General features: G+C 50.4%; 13 protein-coding genes. 3 read left to right on the forward strand and 10 right to left on the reverse strand.

Annotation, left to right across the window (positions count from 1 at the left end):
• Positions 1-1,516: 1,516 nt before the first annotated feature.
• Positions 1,517-2,716 (reverse strand): IS701 family transposase, encoded by a 1,200-nt coding sequence (locus tag HGK27_RS22685; RefSeq protein WP_206245173.1) that lies wholly within the window; start codon positions 2,714-2,716, stop codon positions 1,517-1,519.
• A 749-nt stretch (positions 2,717-3,465) separates the two neighbouring features.
• On the opposite strand from HGK27_RS22685, the gene HGK27_RS22690 reads away from it, so the two are divergent.
• Positions 3,466-3,666, forward strand: a complete 201-nt coding sequence (locus HGK27_RS22690) for a hypothetical protein (RefSeq protein WP_206245174.1) — start codon at positions 3,466-3,468, stop codon at positions 3,664-3,666.
• Between the two features lie 1,305 nt (positions 3,667-4,971).
• Here the strand turns inward: HGK27_RS22690 and HGK27_RS22695 are convergent.
• Positions 4,972-5,271: a hypothetical protein gene (locus tag HGK27_RS22695; protein WP_206245175.1), complete on the reverse strand. Its 300-nt coding sequence runs from the start codon at positions 5,269-5,271 to the stop codon at positions 4,972-4,974.
• Between the two features lie 750 nt (positions 5,272-6,021).
• Between HGK27_RS22695 and HGK27_RS22700 the strand changes: the two genes are divergently transcribed.
• Positions 6,022-6,891, forward strand: a complete 870-nt coding sequence (locus tag HGK27_RS22700; RefSeq protein WP_206245176.1) for a hypothetical protein — start codon at positions 6,022-6,024, stop codon at positions 6,889-6,891.
• A gap of 1,966 nt (positions 6,892-8,857) precedes the next feature.
• On the opposite strand, the gene HGK27_RS31375 is transcribed toward HGK27_RS22700, so the two are convergent.
• Genes HGK27_RS31375 through HGK27_RS22710 form a run of 3 tightly spaced genes read right to left on the reverse strand, consistent with a single transcriptional unit; the run spans position 8,858 to position 10,741 of the window.
• Positions 8,858-9,304, reverse strand: coding sequence for a hypothetical protein (locus HGK27_RS31375; protein WP_322099071.1), 447 nt, complete (start codon positions 9,302-9,304; stop codon positions 8,858-8,860).
• On the reverse strand, positions 9,301-9,681 hold the full coding sequence (locus HGK27_RS31380) for a cupin domain-containing protein (protein WP_322099072.1): 381 nt from the start codon (positions 9,679-9,681) through the stop codon (positions 9,301-9,303). The genes HGK27_RS31375 and HGK27_RS31380 overlap by 4 nt, the downstream gene beginning before the upstream one ends.
• A gap of 13 nt (positions 9,682-9,694) precedes the next feature.
• On the reverse strand, positions 9,695-10,741 hold the full coding sequence (locus HGK27_RS22710) for a mannose-1-phosphate guanylyltransferase (protein ID WP_206245498.1): 1,047 nt from the start codon (positions 10,739-10,741) through the stop codon (positions 9,695-9,697).
• A gap of 721 nt (positions 10,742-11,462) precedes the next feature.
• Between HGK27_RS22710 and HGK27_RS31145 the strand changes: the two genes are divergently transcribed.
• Positions 11,463-11,564, forward strand: a complete 102-nt coding sequence (locus HGK27_RS31145; RefSeq protein ID WP_241127761.1) for a hypothetical protein — start codon at positions 11,463-11,465, stop codon at positions 11,562-11,564.
• Positions 11,565-11,820: 256 nt separating this feature from the next.
• Here the strand turns inward: HGK27_RS31145 and HGK27_RS22720 are convergent, their stop codons facing one another.
• The 5 genes from HGK27_RS22720 to HGK27_RS22740 all read right to left on the reverse strand — a co-directional run bounded on the left by HGK27_RS22720 (position 11,821) and on the right by HGK27_RS22740 (position 18,403).
• Complete coding sequence (locus tag HGK27_RS22720; RefSeq protein ID WP_206245177.1) at positions 11,821-12,735, reverse strand: phytanoyl-CoA dioxygenase family protein; 915 nt, start codon at positions 12,733-12,735, stop codon at positions 11,821-11,823.
• Between the two features lie 469 nt (positions 12,736-13,204).
• Positions 13,205-13,795 (reverse strand): polysaccharide biosynthesis/export family protein, encoded by a 591-nt coding sequence (locus HGK27_RS22725; protein ID WP_206245178.1) that lies wholly within the window; start codon positions 13,793-13,795, stop codon positions 13,205-13,207.
• 47 nt (positions 13,796-13,842) lie between these two features.
• The gene (locus HGK27_RS22730; RefSeq protein WP_206245179.1) at positions 13,843-14,775 is read right to left on the reverse strand and encodes a glycosyltransferase family 2 protein; all 933 of its coding nucleotides are present in this window, start codon (positions 14,773-14,775) and stop codon (positions 13,843-13,845) included.
• A 35-nt stretch (positions 14,776-14,810) separates the two neighbouring features.
• Positions 14,811-16,088 carry an outer membrane beta-barrel protein gene (locus HGK27_RS22735; protein WP_206245180.1) on the reverse strand — a complete coding sequence of 426 codons (1,278 nt, stop codon included), beginning with the start codon at positions 16,086-16,088 and terminating at the stop codon, positions 14,811-14,813.
• 125 nt (positions 16,089-16,213) lie between these two features.
• A complete protein-coding gene (locus HGK27_RS22740; RefSeq protein WP_206245181.1) occupies positions 16,214-18,403 on the reverse strand; it encodes a GumC family protein in 2,190 nt (729 codons plus the stop codon).
• Positions 18,404-18,417 lie beyond the last annotated feature (14 nt).

Here is an 18,417-nt window from a genome sequence, read left to right on the forward strand (position 1 = left end):
AATAACCTCTTTATATATTCATATTCTTCAAGCAAAATTGACAATGAAAAACAAAAATTGTATAATTTATCAAGGCAAAATGAATAATAATACTAATTTCGTCAAAGTGAAATCCATAAAATTTACGCATGGCATCCAGCACAAAATAGCTGAAGCATTAAAAAATTAGAAATCAAATAATGGCGAGGCTGCAAGACTTATTTCAGAACTTTCAGCCTCACCGCTCATTATTTAAGCCTAACAACCCATACAGCTTGGTCAAATTCGCTCTAAATGTACAACTGCATTGTTGTGGGGAGCGGAACGGCAGGTTCCGAGACCTCAAAGGGCGATAGCTGCCGCTCGCCAAGGTGGTACGAAACCGGCAGCTCCCGATCAGATTACGACGTTCAGATGCGGTGCGAGGAATGTCCGCTTGCGCTTGGACCTGCCGTTTGCCCCTCGAATATGCCGGTCAGGACCCGCTGACAAAGCTGCCTTCCAACAGCAGTTCTATCTGGCTGAATAACATTTCATTATGCTATTTTATAGAGATTATTTTTCATATTGCGTATGGTGTGAAATATACGTCAAATATGAGAGCGGGGGACAGCGGGGGACAAATAAGGACTGAAGCAAGGGTAGATTCCTCTGCCTTCCCCTTGAACCTGCCCGGCGGCGGTAGCACTTTACCAAAACCCGCCGGGATCAATTCTCGCTGGAATCCCAGGTTACATCTCGGTGACAATCAACATAGTGCACGTTCAACATAGTGCACGTTAGACAAGCTCCTCGGGAGGTTCGCTGGACCAACTGCGGAGCATCTGTTCGGCGGTCGCTTCAAGATCATGCGCAAGAATTTCAAGCGCCTCGATCGCGCTCTGAACCTCTCTACCTTGAGGGCGCATTCCAGCCCGTGCGCTTCTGCGACGAGCCAGCGCAGCAACAAACCTCAGTGTGGTAGGACAAAATGGTGGCTCGCATGACATGCATTATCATAAGCATATGAATAATATCATGGCAATGTGAAAGTTAAGAACGATTCATTCGAATAGTTACATAGAGGTTACCCAAGTCAATATTTTACAACCATATAAGCGCAATTCCATAGAATTTCTGCAGATCAATTCCTAAGAAACCGGCAATTCTATATTCCCCACAAACGACTCAGGAAAAATCCTTCACCACAGACTATATTTCGCTATTTTTATTTTATATTCAATATATTGAACACAGAAAGGAACTCGCCCGTCGCCTCTACGCCCACGCATGTTGGGGCAATGGCTGTAGTGCGGAGGAGAGTACCTTTTTTTTACAGCGCTATAGTGAAATTGAACAATAGGTTTGCTCAAAGTCAGGGTAGTGCCGATCATCTCTAAGGGATCGACGCGCGTCTGGCTTCCATCTATCGAAAGAGAGCACCGTGCGCATGCTGTTGACGAAGTTGTTAGTAGTTTAGTGGTTGCGATTGAACCAGATGATCCCAAGGTGGCTTATTAAGTCATCGGATTTCTGCATTAAAGTGAAGAACTAGAGGCTATTTCCCGTTTCCTCCATCATAAAGAAGGCGAAATTGCAGGAAAGCATAGGCTATCATAGTCATTAAAGCATGACGATGAAGTCCTATCCAAGATCGACCTTCGAAGTGATCAAGTCCCAGTTCTTCCTTAAGCTGCCGATGCGCATGCTTGGAAATCGATCGCGCCTTAATGGCCGCGACGACATCCTTGATCGAGCTGTCAGCAGGCAGGTTTGAGAGATAGTATTTGCGCTCCCCGCTCGAAGTTTTCTCGCCTACCAGCCAAACCTCCTCATTGGGGATATGCTGCGGAGCAGAACTTACTCCACATTGTACCTCACCATAAGGCATGCACACACGCATCGCAGCAATCCGCGTGATCAAACGAACCTTGTTTCCCCAGCGCAATCTGACCTGGCGCCACTTGGCATTGTCCAAAATGGCGTGAGCCGGGAACAACTTAATATCCTGCACAAGGTGCAACCGCTGTTGTCCGCGTCTTGCCGCTGGAAAGCCCGGCTGTAGCACGGCAGGATAAAACTTCTGACAGCTGGAAATACCCACAGCCCAGCAAAGCTTACGCGCGCCTAAAGCCTGCAGAAACGGAGTCGACAGCCCGCAGCCTGCTTCAGCTAACACATAGCCGAAGCGCACACCAGAAGCAGAGATCCGATCAATCTCCTCGATCGCGATAGACGACTTGGATTTAGACGGCCAAAATTTTTCAGGAACGCCGGCTTTAAGCATGCGCCCTTCATTTTGGGTCCAACTATCGGGTAGCATGAGACGCAAGCTCAGCATGATGGGAACCTCACACGACGTCAACGCCACAGCGAGCATGTTCTGGCAATTAACCGGTTTCCCCAGAGGCGTGACATGCTGGGGCGCCACGCCAACCGAGCCGTTACCTTGCTTGAGCAGGGTGATATCGTCGATAATCAGCCAAGATTTCTCGCCACCCGCCAGGGCATCGGCTTGTCCCCATAACTCAGCCTCCACGGGCAGACTGCTCCATACCCCTTCACTAATAAAATGGTGCAGGCGATGATAACTAATATCGCCGTATCTGGCAGCCATCGGCTGGATGCTCTTGCGGTCACCAGGAGCAATGAGCCCCCCAATATAGGCTTGGCACATGAGGCGTCGCGTCTTGTTTCCCAAATGATCGAGGAATGGCGCGAGCCAACGGTCTAGGTCGCCTTGCAAATCTGTGCTCATCACCGGCCTCCGTCAGAGCCTGTTCCCTATGGATTATGCACTTAAGATCAAGGGAACTTCAAAAAATCAAATACCGTCCAAAATCGCACCGCGCAAAGCCGTCAAATGACGCAGAAACTCAAATCACTCCATTTTACAATAATTTAATTGAACATCTGGCGGATCTCTATCTCTGAAAAAACATTTTGAAATTTACTAGATAGTTAAACTAGAAATATACGAACAAACCAGTACATATATTTATAGATTATTCTAATTTTATTATTTTCCTTCAACTGCAATATTTTAAATTAATGCGAAAAACTCTCACTTCCGCTTTTTAATTGACCGCAAAGGCAAACGAATCAAATTCCTCATTTGCGCCGGCCGCTTCGCCGAATGCGACCACACCGCCCCCGCCCCATTACACCAACGGTCAGGGCACAATCAAATCCAAGGGGGGAGAAAATTGTTCCCGTTCAACAGTGTAATCAGGAAGATGCGCTACGATAGTGCGGTTAATATCGCTCACGTCTGCGCAAGCGGCAGGCAACATGCGGTGGCTAACCAAGTAGCCCTGCGACAAATCAGGTAACGAATACCGACCAATGTCCAAGGACCCGTCACACCACGGAAGGCCCCGCCTAAGGCGGCTATTTCTGACGGATGGCGGTGGCCAATTACGAGGAGGCTTTCCCTTTTTCCTCCCTATGTGAGGCGAAATCTGATTTCATACGTTTGTCATGGACAGAAAAACACAGGAGAGGGCCATGGTTGCGCCCCTTGATCATTCATCTCTAACTGCGCCCAAATCGCGCGACTCTAAGGAACTGAAGCAAAATCCGAGCGAAGAAGGGGCGCCTCCGCAGGCGGTTCACCACTCAGCGCCGGCACGCAGCATCGTGCTCGGGGTTATCCTGGGTGCAATCTTGTGGTTAGGAATGATCGCGGCGGCGATCTATTTCCTCTGAGCCAATGCGGGCCTTCCTGAGCAGCGGGTGCAAATGCAAGCCCTTCAATTCATCACAAGGTTGGCCCGGCGGATGGACAATCGGGAAGGCCGTTCGCCGGGCCATCACGCTGATACCAAAACAGAATTAAAATTTGTAGTTTCCTAGAAGCGAATCCATCTCCCCTGACACCCCCCGTGCCTGACTGGCCACGCCCCTCTCTCAAGATCTCTCAAACATGAGATACCAGTGACGCGGCAAAATAGCCTTACCAGGGCGTCAAACAATCTCCCACCCACGCAACCAAATGACCTTGTTCGAGAACAGGTCGTTTGCGGCATTCTCATATGCTGCTGATCGGAGAATAACTTCGATTCTGCACTGCCAGCTTCAATATCCTCACAACTCGCGCAAAAGATTGCACGATCTGAAATTTCCACGCAACAAATCTGTATAAATATAAAATATCTTGATCAACGAAGGACTGAATCATGCGTGGTTTCATCATCGCAGTTCCCATCGGGGTTTTGCTTTGGTGGGGTATAATTGCGATCAGCTGAGTGAATTGTTTATCCGGACAGCGGCCTTGGGTTTCCGGACGGGATACAGAAACCAAAAGTAGGTCGTTGCACCAGAACCTCGGCATATGCCATGCTTGATATCTAATAAAGATAACAAAAATGAATACATTTCCCGCCGGGCAAATTGGATCGCAACTGGTACAATTTCATGACCCGTAAGGTTTCTGGCACCCTCTGCTACGCACAGTATCCGCAAGGTATTCGGCGCGGCTCAGCGTATCTCCGATGCAGTATTTCGCTGTCGAAATCATTTCCGCCGATTTTGGTGGACTCCTAGGTAATTTTACCAAAATTCCCGACGAATGCCCAACCACTTTATCGCCAATAATATTATTGATATGCACCGATGCTTTATAATATTCTAACCATCAAATTGAAATGACCTAAAATATATTATCACCTTTAATTTAATAATTTCCTTCGATAGGAAAATCTTCCATATCAACCTCGCCGATGATCTTCTCTGATTGTCAAAATTTCATAGTCCCAAAAAATTATATGTTCGATCTTAGGCGTCTCCCCTGGAATGCGATGCGCATAAAAAAGACAACTACCGTGATTTGAGGCGCACCTTAAGCTGAAGATCTCCGCCGCGCCTTCGTCCATAGCGCGATCTGCCTCCAGAAATATTTGATCTGATGATAGAAATAGTAACCGATGATGCACTACGGCTACCCCCCGACAAAGCGTGGAGGCAACAAGCGCACAACACCCAACCCGTCTCGGAATCTAAGACCTTCGCGATCTACTCCGTTTCGGACGACTCCATGGCGAAGCGTTGGCCGCTCATATGTTCAAACAAGGTATTGATCAGTTCCAGCACCTGGTTGTCTGTGCTGATCGGCAAGTCGCTCCAACGATCGGCAGTTGCCGAGACGATAACTTCGCAGGCGATCTCCTGCACCGGGTCGCCGATTATTCTGTCTAGCAGGTCTTCGAATAGGTCCAGCGCAACTCCAAGCGCATCGCTCGTCAGCACCACCGATGCCCGACAAGATGCACCAGCCTCATCTTTCTCGTTTGCGCAGAGGTGTTCGACATCCATAGTCCGTCCCCTCAATGGTCCGATTGACGGTCGAGAACAGAGGCAAATACATGACACCCTTGTGTATCAATGCATGCCGCAACCCTGGCATAATCCTGTGCAAATTCCGTAGAGTCTCGAACCATCTGGCCTAGCATCCCGCCAAACTCCTCCCAGAGCAGAGTTCGTTGAGCTCAAACGACATCGCAAAGCCTGTCGGCATTGGCAGAAGCTGCAGAACAGCATCATCGTCCATCGGGTGATCTCCCAAAAACCAGAGGATAAGGATGATCCAACTCGATGCCGGCGCCTATTCAACAAAAGGGGTATAGCCAGTATGGCACGCGTTCAAGGAGATGAATGCGCGCCCCGTTCGGTTCGCACCATCGAGCGAAAGAGCATCGAGTCAGCCATTCACGCCCCAAGTGGCCAATCACTCGATATGTTACACCGATACACTGTAAATACCACGCTGAACAGCATCCCTCAAACCAGGGGGCGCTTCAAACTCCAGCTCATGCCACCTCGGGGTCTCGGACACCAAGAAAATAGGAAACATAAAATCACAAAAGCGTCACAAATTTTTATTTAATCAATTTACAATCACAATCTTCCCCCAATTTTCTGGGTCGATCTTGCCTTCATTCTAAATAATTTATATATATCAATTATCTTTCATTGGCAATTAACCACGCTTGCGGCCAATGAATCGATCCGATAATTTGAACGCATGGTGATTCTTAGCATCAAAAATCCTCGGAAGGGATGGGCGTGATAGCTCTCTGGAATTGGTTGAAGCGACAGCGCGCTGACGCAGATGTTGACGCAGCCAGCCTTGTGGCAGCTATGATGATGCTTGAGGTTGACGACCTTGAATTTGATTTCTTTTCAGATATTTCCGAGGGTCGCTTAGCGTCGCCTTGGAAATTCAACAGTGTGATGAAGATAAACTCCGCCGTCGAAAACGGCGAAATATTTCATCTCGCTCTGGAACGCTCCATTGAATACCAATCCAACCTATCGCAACTTGGGGACGAAGATTTCCTAAGCATACAATTCGATCAAGGAAATAAGGTTGTAATGTATGCCGCTACAAGAAAAGGGAAATTGATCGGTGCCTTTCCTCGCAAAGGCCCGCTCTCTGAAGCAATCAAAAGAGGCATGATACCCGCAACTGTAGAACTCGGCTGGGTAAAAGAACCATATGGCAGAAACGATCTATACACAGCTTTTGTTATTGTTTCATGCATACATCGCGATGATTTCTACGAAATAAAGAAATATATTGAAGAAAGTTCACAGAGCATAGACCTAAAAAGAAAAACCTGCACTCTCTCCGGGAGCGATCTATATTCACAGGCGGTCAACCTCACAAAGATTGGGGAGGTTATTGAATTTCGTCATGAATTTGACAATCTCAATAGAAACGATGCTATTGTCGCCCGAAGGATGAATGGCGAAAAGCTAGGTTACGTTTCAAATGAAAGCTGTATTTTTGGCCTCCTCGTGAAAGAAAATAGGAAATATAGAGCAAAGATATCATCCATTAAAAAATATAAAAAATCGAATTTCCGAGTTGACGTTTCCGTAAGCATAGGAAGCAAAGGACTCGACATCCCATTCATAAATAGAATTTTTTAGATTTTTAAAAAAATATTCGCACTCATTGAAATTGTCAACTTGCGCAAAAATTGATCCTTTAACAACGTTACTTTTGATAAATTACAATTTTTTGCAGATACATTTGACAATGTGCCAATTCACTGAAGCCTAATATTAGTCCGTAATATTGAGATCAGTGACCAAAAGCGCATCCTCTGGATTCGACTACCACTTACATTTTATCCCTGCGGTGGATTGACCACCAGATGATGGCTGCTACTTTTCCCGGATACACTCCGATGTCCAGTGAGCGCGCCTGTTCATAGCGAGCAAAAGCCCAGGCACGCATGGCAGCAAAGCGTAGCACCAAGCCCCTTTGGTTCTCCGACGCCAACTCGCCTGCCGGCATTTGCCATTCTCCAGCATAGCGTGCGCCGCAAGAAACTTGAAGCCGCGCACACATGGCGTAAGCGCGCGCCTCTACGCCCCGCCAGGGAGAAACCAGTTGCACATCGCCAGGGTATGCCCCCCCTCACCGACAACTGGACTATTCCTGATTTGAGTTTTTCGCAGCAACCTCCCTGCCTGCGAGGAGCGAAGAGCGACGAAAGCAGCCCAATTCGCAGACGCCCAGGAGGAACTTGTTCTCAAACAGTGCCCCGATGGCGCTCCGGTCGCGGAAATCTGCCACAAGACAGGTATCAGTCAGTCAGCGTATTTCAGAAATATGAAGGCATGCTACCGCCGGCCATGCGCCGCCAGAAGCAATTCGAGGAGGAGAACACGAAACTGCGCAAGCTGGTGGCAGAATTGCCCCTCGACCGTGAATGCTTCAGGATGTCATTCTCGAAAACTGTAAGGTTGCTCACAAACGCGAGCTCGTGGATGGGATCCGTGTGACCGGGACATGTCGATGCGCCGACCCTGGCAGGTTTTGAAGATGGACGCCCCGGCCTATCATTATAAGTCCTACCACCGCGAACGGGCCGGCCTCGAAGCCTGCATCCGGGATATCTTTGCCCCCCAATCAAGCTGATAAATCCCGGTGGCATCCCCAGACTGTCACCATGAATGAGCCGGGCAACTCCGACCTCGGATGGTTCAGAGAATGGTGTCGGATAAAAAGCTGCCGGGTTCTAATCACTCCTGGCCTGAAGCTGGGTTGGACACGTCATACTGATTGAAACAAATCTATGGCAGACCTTGATTTTCATATCATGATACATGGAAAAGAATTTTATTCCAGAATTTTAAATTGACAATATTTTATGATTGTAATTCTGAGATAAATTAAATTCAATATCATCCAGCAGAAAATTCGTTTATCCATCGCTTCAACCGGGTGCGCAATGAACAATTTTAATGATACAATTAATACAAGCCATATATTGGAAGAAATATTGGCATCCGATGGCAACATATACATAAAAATAATAAAAAAAATATCGGCCGTAAAATCCCGTCATTTCCTGGCCATCATGTACAAAGTCAGTGAATTAAAAGTGGATGGCGATCTGCGTGAATACTCATCACTGCCCAAAAGAGGATCAATTATCTCCTTATTTAACATAAGAGAGACATCAATATCATTTTTATCACAAAATTTCCACGAAGATACAAGCTCTATTCAAAGCAATTTTTACCACATGTTCGGGAAATCAACCCATATTTCCTGGATAAATTCTTAAATTTATAGATTCAATGAACGATCTATTTCCACAGATCGCCATACCCTTACGGATTATTTTTAAATACATTCATTTCACAAAATCAGAGAAATAATCTCTTTTCCGTGAATCAAGACAAGATCTATCATTTGCGCCTAAACGCATGATATACTAAATAAAAAGATGGTTTCTTAAATTTAGTTCCGGCAATCGTAAACTTCCGATTATTTCAATAATTGGATTTGAATTAAAATCTTTTGCTTATAGCGCCCAAAAGCCGCAGCTGTGCTTCGAAGCCAATCGAAAAATGAAAAAATAAATGCCCAGTCAAGCCCCACTCAAACCGGCTGCATCACCAGCGCCAGCCCGTCATCGGCGAAGCTGGCGCGCCCCAGCCGCATGGCGAGAGCACAGCCACCCGGAGCGATCACCTCACCCGCGATATGCACCTCACCCTTCAGCGGCGCCACCAGCACGGGGCGATCCCCATAGCGCGCCACCAGATCGCCGCCGGGCACGCCCTCCAACCGGTCCAGCCGGAAATAAGGCCCATCGACCAGCGCGGCATTGCCATGCTCACCCACATGTTTGTGCCAGCGTGACAGGTCATAGACCTCGCCCAGCGACACGGCGATGCCATCGTCCAGATGCAGCTCGCGCGGGCGGCCATAGTCATAGAGGCGATAGGTGATGTCGCTGTTCTGCTGCACCTCCACCACCGTCACCCCCGCGCCGATGGCATGGACAGTGTTGGCCGGAATGTAGAAGAAATCGCCCGGCTTCACATCGTGCCAGACCAGCTTTTCCTCGATGCTGCCGTCCAGAGCGGCTGCATCGCCTCATGGCTGATGGGCTCGCGAAAGCCGATGCCCAGCTGGCCACCGGGCTCGGCGGCGATCACGAACCAGCATTCCTCCTTGCCCTGCTTGCCCAGACCGCGCTCCAGCGTTTGCGTGTCGCTGGGGTGGACCTGCACGGAAAGCTTGTCGCTGGTGAAGATGTATTTCACCAGCAGCTCGGGCAAAGCCGGGGGCGGCTCGAACCAGATTTCACCAATCTGGCGACCATCAGGCGCGGTGAAAGGCGGGGGCAGATCGGTGCGCCCCCAGGGCTTGTCCACCAGCTTGACGCGCAGTTCGCCCTGTGTCGCTAAGATGCTCATCGCTGGACCTTATTCATGCCGCCTGATTGGCCGCGCCATACAGCTTGCCGACCTTCTGCACGCCGGCCACCGAGGTGATCATCACATCGGGCCCATCGACCACGACGATCGCATCCTCCAGCCCGATGACCGAAACATGCGCGCCATCACTCTCAACCAGAACGTTGCGGCATCCCACGAGTTCCGCCTTGCCGATCACGCTGTTGCCCGCCGCGTCACGATCACGCGCTTCCCACAAGGCATGCCAGTTGCCGATGTCGCTCCAGGCCATGGCGGCGGGGACGACGGCGGCGCGCTGGGTCTTTTCCATCACCGCGTAATCAATTGATTCGCTGGGCACCTGCGCGAAAAGCTCCGCATCCGGGTGGAAGCGGCGGCCATCCTCATGGCCTTGCGCCACGGCGGCGCGCACGGCCTGCGCAATATCGGGCCGATGGGCTTCCAGCTCGCGCAGATAGTCACCGGCGCGGAAGGCGAAGATGCCACCGTTCCAGCTGTAGGTGCCTTCGCTCAGGAACTGCATGGCGCGTTCCAGATCGGGCTTTTCCACGAAACGATCAACCTTGTAGCCGCCCGTGCCCACGATCCCTTCGCCCTGCTTCACATAGCCAAAGCCGGTTTCCGGCGCCGTGGCCGCAATGCCGAAGGCCACCAGCCAGCCCTGTGTGGCAAGCGCCTCGGCGCGGCGAGCGGTTTCCACGAAAGCTTCGGGATTGCCGATATGGTGGTCGCTGGGGCAGACCAGCATCACGCTGTCCTCAGGCACACGCAACGCGGCCAGAGCGATGGCCGCAGCCGTGTTGCGCGCGGCAGGCTCCACCACCACGCCGGCATCGGGCGCCAGAGCCAGCTGGCTTTCCACATGCTCCAGATGCGCCTTGCCGGTCACGATGATCGGCGCGGCGAAAATCTCGCGGTCGGCGGCGCGGTGCAGCGCAGCTTCAAACAGGGTGCGGTCCCCCACCAGCGGCAGGAAAGGCTTGGGCTTGGCTGCCCGACTGCGCGGCCACAACCGCGTCCCGCTTCCTCCGCACAGAACCACTGGGGTAATCATCTCAATCAGCTCCCTAAAACCGAAGTCAACCGATCACAAATATCACCGCTTGCAACGCAATCAATGCGAAACATCGTCTTAAACAGGTCGATGAAATTTCCTGAATAATGAGCTCTTATTCACCCCGATCATCTTGTCCTGAAAATCAGTAAATGAAATTTCAACGTACTAACTTATCGACATATTATCAGACAAACCTAAACGAAGTAAAGTTTCCGTTATTTTTAAAATAGTTATGGAATATAAATCCATAACAGAATAAAAAATACCCCACTTCATTCAACGCCCGCTACCCGCGGCAAATTAAAGATCGCCGTGGAGAGAGATAAAAAACGGTCGATAGATAAAAAATTCAAACCATTCACAAATGTTAATGCCTGAAATAAACTTCACCCTAAAACGCCAACGAGATTCACAATAAAAAATTACATCAAAAATTTATGCGCCTCATCTATTAGATTCGGAAATGATATTAATATCTTACGTATTTCTATAAAATCTATAATTAATTTTTAAATTATATGAGAAATACGAGGAATTTTGATTTCCAGACTTAAAGTAAAATAATAACATTTAATGCGTTGATAAGAAATATGGAATATGATGGCGCAAACTGGCTCATCAGAACAGAGAATATTCTATATGCCCCAAAAGAGATTCAGATACTATCTCTCTCGCTGACGCAGATGGCGCCACCGCCATAGAATATGGGTTACTACTTGCATTCGTGGCCATTGTCATCTCAGCCTCGATAGGAAGCATTGGTAGTCAAATTTCTACGAATTTTAATGGGATATCAAAATCATGGATCATCAATCCTGCAGCGTGAATTAACGCAATCGAAGATACCATTGATATTATCTACAAAACTATAAATTTCGAAATAATACCCCTAAGGGACCTTATTTTCTCCGAGAATACAAAATGCACGATTTTTATGAAACATTAATTCTATAAACCAATATCTTTCACATTTGCATTCTCTTGATACTTGACCTAGCCGTGATTACAATTCCCTAGAAAAACCTTCAGTCAAGAAGATCGGACGCTTCGAGAGAAAAAGCCAACGCCTTTGGGATCGAACGCTAGCCTAGAGCACCGTAGCGATAGCTAGGGCTTGGGCTATAGGGACCGTATTCGAGCTCAAGAATGAGCCGAGGATTGGAACAAGCTACCGATCCAGTATGGAAAACAAAAGGGTCCTCGGAAAATCCGCTTCCGGCAGGTCCAGTAATCAATCTAAAACGTTCAACCCCAAAAAACGCTTCAAGATCCGCGCGCTCCTTGCCGTGAAACGGTGTATACTGATGCCGTAGACTGCGCCGACGGTGACTACCCCTGACATAGACATGCGGTCCAGATTGTTCATCTACATCAGTAATATAGAAAAAGAATTTTAGCGTACGCCAGTCATTAAGGTCAAAATGAAACCGATTCTGTGCAGCACGTCGCAGATCGCTATCGTCGAAACGCTGGGCGGGAAAACTCCACCACAATCTAACTCGAATATTTTTTGCCTCTTGGCCAATGTAATTTCTTGCTGCAGACATAAGTCGCGGATCAGAAAGCAAATTGCGTATAGCATCGCAATTTTCAACAGATGAAAAATAATATCCTGCCAAAATATCCTTGGATCTTATATTGTTTAATATAGCAAAATCTCTCGCCAAAAAACCTTCCTTTTCATCGTAACTTACATAGCATTTGTTTGTTTCCGCAAAGCAACGTATCTCATCAAGAGTTTCTGATGCGAGAACGAAACCTTCGCAAACACCATCCTTATTTAAGCGGTCGCTCACCTCGCTTGCATCAGGTGAAGCAACTCGCCCACTTGCTGGCAAACTGGTGATTGGCTGATTTCTCGTACGCAACCGCCGTTCGATCCAGCGTGCCCACTTCAGACGGCCAAACAAGAGCAAAATTAGCCATGACGGCCGCTCAAACACGTAGGTCGCGTATGAGGGAACTCTGACAGCAATGCGTCTAAGTGAGGCAGACATCAGAAATCCTCATTGATATATGTATTTTTTAGCCGCTCCGTTTAATCGCGTCAATCATTGGTTAACAAGGACCAATACCAACTAAATCGAATTTAAACCAAATTGGAAATATCAATGATAAAATAAGAGGCGATTTGGATAATCTAAAATATGAATCACCAATCCACCTTATTGCGTAGGAATACTTTGGCAGTATTTCACAGTTGATTGCGCTCAACAGGTATGAAATTTCGTACATGCCTCAGGACGACGCTAGCTGACGCATCAAATCACCCCCAAAGCTTAGCTTAGGTGCTTATCAAAAGTTCCGTATTCTGCATTTGGGGCTCAAAGTCAGATGATCATGTGATGTTTGCGGCCTTTTCCATTCGACGGGCCGGCAAAATCAATAACTGCCTTTTGAGTTTTGGAATGGTTTAGGTGGCAAGGAGGGTTACACAGGAGAAGTGAGTTTTCCTTGCCACTCCGTTTAGAAGAAGCGTTCGCTAATTCGGATGGTATCACCTGGCATGAGTGCGACAGGCCCGGCCTTGGCGTTGACGATGCTTTCGGTGGTTTCGCCTTGATGGCGCAGGAAGACCTTTTTCAGATTGGCGCGATAGGTAAATCCTCCGGCAGCAGCGATGGCTTGCTGCAGCGTGAGATCGATCGCAAACGGGTACTTTCCGGGCTTTTGAACTTCCCCAAAGATGTAGAATGGGCGATAATCGACGATTTCGGCGTTGACGCGCGGGTCCTTGATGTAGCCCCGCGCCAGTCGCTGCTCGATCGTGGTGGTGATGTCCTTGAGTGGATGGCCGCTGGCAGGGACCTTACCGGCGAGAGGGAAATCGATCACGCCCTCATCGGTAACACTATACTCGCCTGTGATCCCATCCTCGCCATAGACGATGATCCGGATGCGATCGCCTGATGAAAGCTTGTAATCGTCCAATGCGGCAGGCCCGCCAGCCGATTTCTCAGCTGCCGGCGCAGGCGCGCCAATTGCTGCCTGCGCACAAACCGTGGATGCCAAAATTGCCAGGGTGGCTTGAATGATGCATTTGCGCATGCGAGGCATATCAAATTCCAAAAAAGAACTACGATTCGGGTTTTTGACCTTGATGCTTAGCGTGCCGGTTTCATGCGTCGAAACGCTTCTTCAAGCAGCATCTTGATCAAAAATAGCGTAACTGGAAGGGATCGTGAGAAAGTTTTGGCGGCGGCAGCAACGTTGCGATGCTTGACCGCTTCAATCAGAAGACGCCATTGTAGCCGACTATCCACGCTCGAGTAGTGATTGTCGAGTGCCTTTCGCTGGGCGCTGCCCAGTTTTGGGATTTGGCCGAGTTGAATGTCGCAATCGCGCAACATCCGTAATGCCTCAATGGTATGAGATCCACTCAGCGAGGTAGGCCGTATTGTGTAAACATATCCAGCTGCCGGCACGAGGATCAGGCGCCCACCGAGCAGGAGCATCCGCGTGTATAGTTCGTAGTCCTCACCCAGCCAAAGGGCTTCATCAAAATGAAGCCCGTGCCGCGTGAGTAGATCTCTTCGAATCAAGGGCTTGATAAAACCAAGATCCCGGCGTGATTTCTGTCCATGGCTGATGTTGCCTTGAATGAAAGCCGCCGCGCTGAGTGTCTGTACCTGTGTGACAGGCGGCAGAAACATGGGGCGCTGTTCTTGCGCCGTTTCATCGCGCACAAGCAGGTCGTCAGCGATAAGGTCGGCATCATCGCTATGGCCCAGCAGCGTCGCAAGCCTACCGGGCAGCATGATGTCATCGGCATCAAGAACGGTGAACCATTCCGCGGAACCGTCTGCCAAGCCGCGATTGCGCGCGCGTGAAGGGCCTCCGTTGCGTTCTTGGCGCAGGATTCTCAGTCGCCCTGTGCCGTCATCGCTGGCTGCTGCCACCTGACAGGTCTCGTCGCTTGATGCATCATCGACAACCACGACGCTGGCTGCTTCGGGTTGCGCGAGCGCAGAGCGGATCGTTTCGCCTATTGTTGCAGCTGCATTATAGGCAGCGATGACAACATCGACCTTCGCCATGTGCGCAACTCTTCCGGCCGTTTTGTCGACTGCCCTCATAGCGTCAACGCCAGGCCAAGCGAGATAACGCTTCCTTCAACTGGCTGGTAAAGACCAGCGCTTCGATTGAAGTAGCGGTATTTCCCGGTGAGAGAAAACTGTCGGTTGAACCGGTAAATGGCTTGAAGAGTGGCTTCCTCTTCGTTGTTGGATCCGCCAATGCCGATTGCTGTAACCCGGGAAAAGCGGAAGCCTGGGGTAACGATCAATTGGCGCAGCAGCTCGTAGCTGGCGCGAATCTGTGCTGTTGAGCGCAAGTTGCCCGGACTGTTTAACGTGACCGAATTTTCGATGTCACGGTTGGCTGTCATCCGCACAGAGAGCAAGCGCGTGGGCGTCCAGGCCATGTTCGCATAAAAAGAAACCCCGGATAGATCAGGGTATACAGGATTCTCATTGCTGCGATGCAAATAGCCAATTCTGATATCACCGACGAGCGAATGAGTAATTCTTAAACCAATACCACTCTCAAGACGATAACCGCTGGAGTTACGATCGCCGAAGACCGAGGTACGATAGTCGATCGTGTCATATTGTCCGGCAAAGATCAGCGCAGTGCTATGCGTGAGATCGTAGCGCACGGTACCCTGGTACAGTACGCGCGTGTTGTCGAGACCTGACTCATCAATCGTTCCTGCCGCCCCGAGCGCGTTGTCGTAGGACAGTTTCACGATTTGGACGCCGCCCTGTAAATTGAGCGCGCCCAACCGCGTTTTGGCCCGTATATTGCTGTCCAGCATCAAGAATTGGAGCGGATTGTATGTGAAGATGGTGTTGTCGACGCCAAGCCGATCTTCAGCCTGCTTATCGGCACGAAAGTTACCATCGATCGATGTATTGTTATTAACGTCATACCGGCCATTCAGGGCTGCGCCGTAAGTCTGGGTATTTTCGCTCGTGAGGCTGAAGTCGTTGCGTGCCTGCCCATAAGCAAGAAGCTCCAGCTTGTGCCGGCTCCAATTGGAAACAAGCTGTATGTCACCTCTTGCAATCGCATAGCCATCGCCCTTCTTGTTACTGGGCGTGCCAAGCGTGTTGTCCGTGTATGCTGTTTCCACGTTTAGCCGCGGATAGAGAAAGAAGCTGCCCAGGCGACCGCCAACAGGAGTGAAGTCTGACTGACTACGGGTCAGAACATCATCGGCGGTCGGATCGGGACTGACAGGTTGGTAAGGCTCGGCAATTTGCGCAAAAGCAGGTGGCGCCAGAGCTATGACAGCTGCAGCACTCACTACGCCCATCGACAGGTGGTACTTAGATCTCTGCAGTGTCACCCCTTGCGCCCCTTTTCCACTTTAGAGGGCAGCCTGCCCTTGTGATCTGCGTTTCGCCCTGATGGACCTCATTCACGCCATCCCAATGACCGCCATATCAGTCTGGTCGATGATAAGGCGCGATGTCAGTTCACGTAATAACCGGCAAACTTCTTGTGATAGCTGTATATATCCTCGGGTCCGGTGCTGGCGAATTTGCTGACATCGACGCGCGACAAGGCAAGGCCCCGCACCCGAGCGCCAGCGTTCAAAAGCAGTTGTATTGCAGCATCGACGGCTTTGCGCGAAGTCGCGCGCCAGCGCGTCACGATCAGCACAGAATCCGCCGTGACCGCCAGGTCACGGGTCTCGGCCAGTGCGAGCACTGGCGCGGTATCGAGCAGGATCACGTCAAAATGAGCCCGCAGATCTTCAAGCATGCGATCAATATTGGCGCGGGTCATGATATCATGACCCGCATCAGCTGCGATCGTGGTACCAAGCACTGACAAGTTCGTGAACCGATCCTGGACGATTGCTTCGGTGATCGACACTTTTCCCGCAAAATAGTCGAGCAAACCACGAGAATCTGGGGGAAGAAGCGCGTCGCTTGCGGAGCGGCGCCGAATGTCGCAATCAACCAGAACCGTACGGATTTCTGAACCCACAAAGGTTCGCGCAAGACAGATCGACGTCGTCGATTTGCCCTCGCGTGGCAGCGCAGAGGTAATCGCAACAACACGCGGGCCTGAGTTGCTGCGAAGCATCAGGATAGCACGCAAGCTCCGGAATGCTTCGGCAAACGCCGAATTGGGATGGTCGATGATGTAGTCCTGCGGCGACTGAGGCACGCGCACATTGCCCAGGGTCGACTTGAGTTCAGGCACAGAGCCGGCGTAGCGGACCCGCAGCCGACGCTCGACATCGGCTTTGGTGCTCACCCCGCTATCAAGATATTCGGCAAAGAATACACCCGCGATGCCCAAACCTACCCCTGCAAGGAGTGCGCTCAACACCGCGAGCGGAATATTTGGCGAAGTCGGCACAGTGGGGACAGGAGACAGAGCGCTGATGCGAGCATCAGGAGAGTTGAGCCCTTTGCGCGAAATGATCTCATTCGAACGATTGAGATAGGCTGCGTAAATCGCACTGGCGCCTTCGGCCTTGCGCTGAAGCTCGAGCAATTCGATCTGCGAAACGCTGTTGGATGCGAGCTTGCCACTGGCAGCCGCCTGGCTCTGTGTCAGCGAAGCCAGACGCGATTCAGCGATCTGGGCTTCACCGTTCAGGCTTGAAACGATGCGCTGCAGTTCACGGCTGATCTGCGTCCGGATATCAGCCAATTCCTTTTGGGTGCGAATAACTTCCGGATAGAGTTCGCCATAATGCGCTGAAAGGTCGGCGAGGCGACGGCTCGCTTCCGCTTCTTTGCTTCGCAGTTCAGAAATCGTCGGCGATTGCAGTGCAGTCTGCAGATTTTGGCCATCACTTTGCCCGGCCAATGCGCGCGCGGAATTGAGGCGGCCCCGCTTCTCGGCATAATCTGCCCGTGCCTTGGCGATTTCCTCGTTGAGCGAAGAAACTTCCTGCTCCGCCATGGTCGCGCCTTCAGCGCTCATAAGCCCATGCTCGACTTTGTAGCGCTGTACAGCTGCATCCGCGGACACCGCATCCTTGCGCAGCTCATCAAGCTTGCTCTGCAAGAAAGCCCCCGTGGCATCAGAAGCGTGATTCTTCTCGTCGAGTCCTGCTGCAATATACTGGCGGACATATTCATTCGCGATCCGCGAAGCGAGCACCGGATCCTTGGATTTTGCCGCGACGGTAATCACGAAGGTCAAGCCGGTCCGCTGGATCAGCATGTGCTTGAGCAGCGTCTCCGCGAGCGGATTTTTGCTCGGGATCGCGTGATTGTAATCCATTGATTGGGTGGTGCGATATTCCGGATACTGCTCGAGATGCAGCGCTTGAGCAACGCGGCCGGCCATCGTCGTCGAAGTGAGGATCTGGACCTCGGTGTCCACCTCGTCATTGGCAGGCCGTGCATCTGGAGCCGCTGCGATATTGCGGTTGCTGGTAATCACATCTGTCTTGCGCGGCTCGATGACGATCGAGGCTTCAGCGGTATAACGCGGATGCACCAACACCAGATAAAGGCCAAGCAGGATTGCCGCAGCGCACAATGGGGCTATGAACCACCACAGGCGTCGCTGGAAGATCGCGACAATCGCTGTAGGATCCGGAAAGGTCGACCCGCTGCCAGAATCATGCTGGGAAGATTGCTCGGCACCGTCAATCGATTGTGAAACCACAATATTAACCTTTTCTAGCGCCATGTAGCTGGCTGTAG

The organism is Novosphingobium terrae (assembly GCF_017163935.1).
GTDB classification, from domain to species: Bacteria; Pseudomonadota; Alphaproteobacteria; order Sphingomonadales; family Sphingomonadaceae; genus Novosphingobium; species Novosphingobium terrae.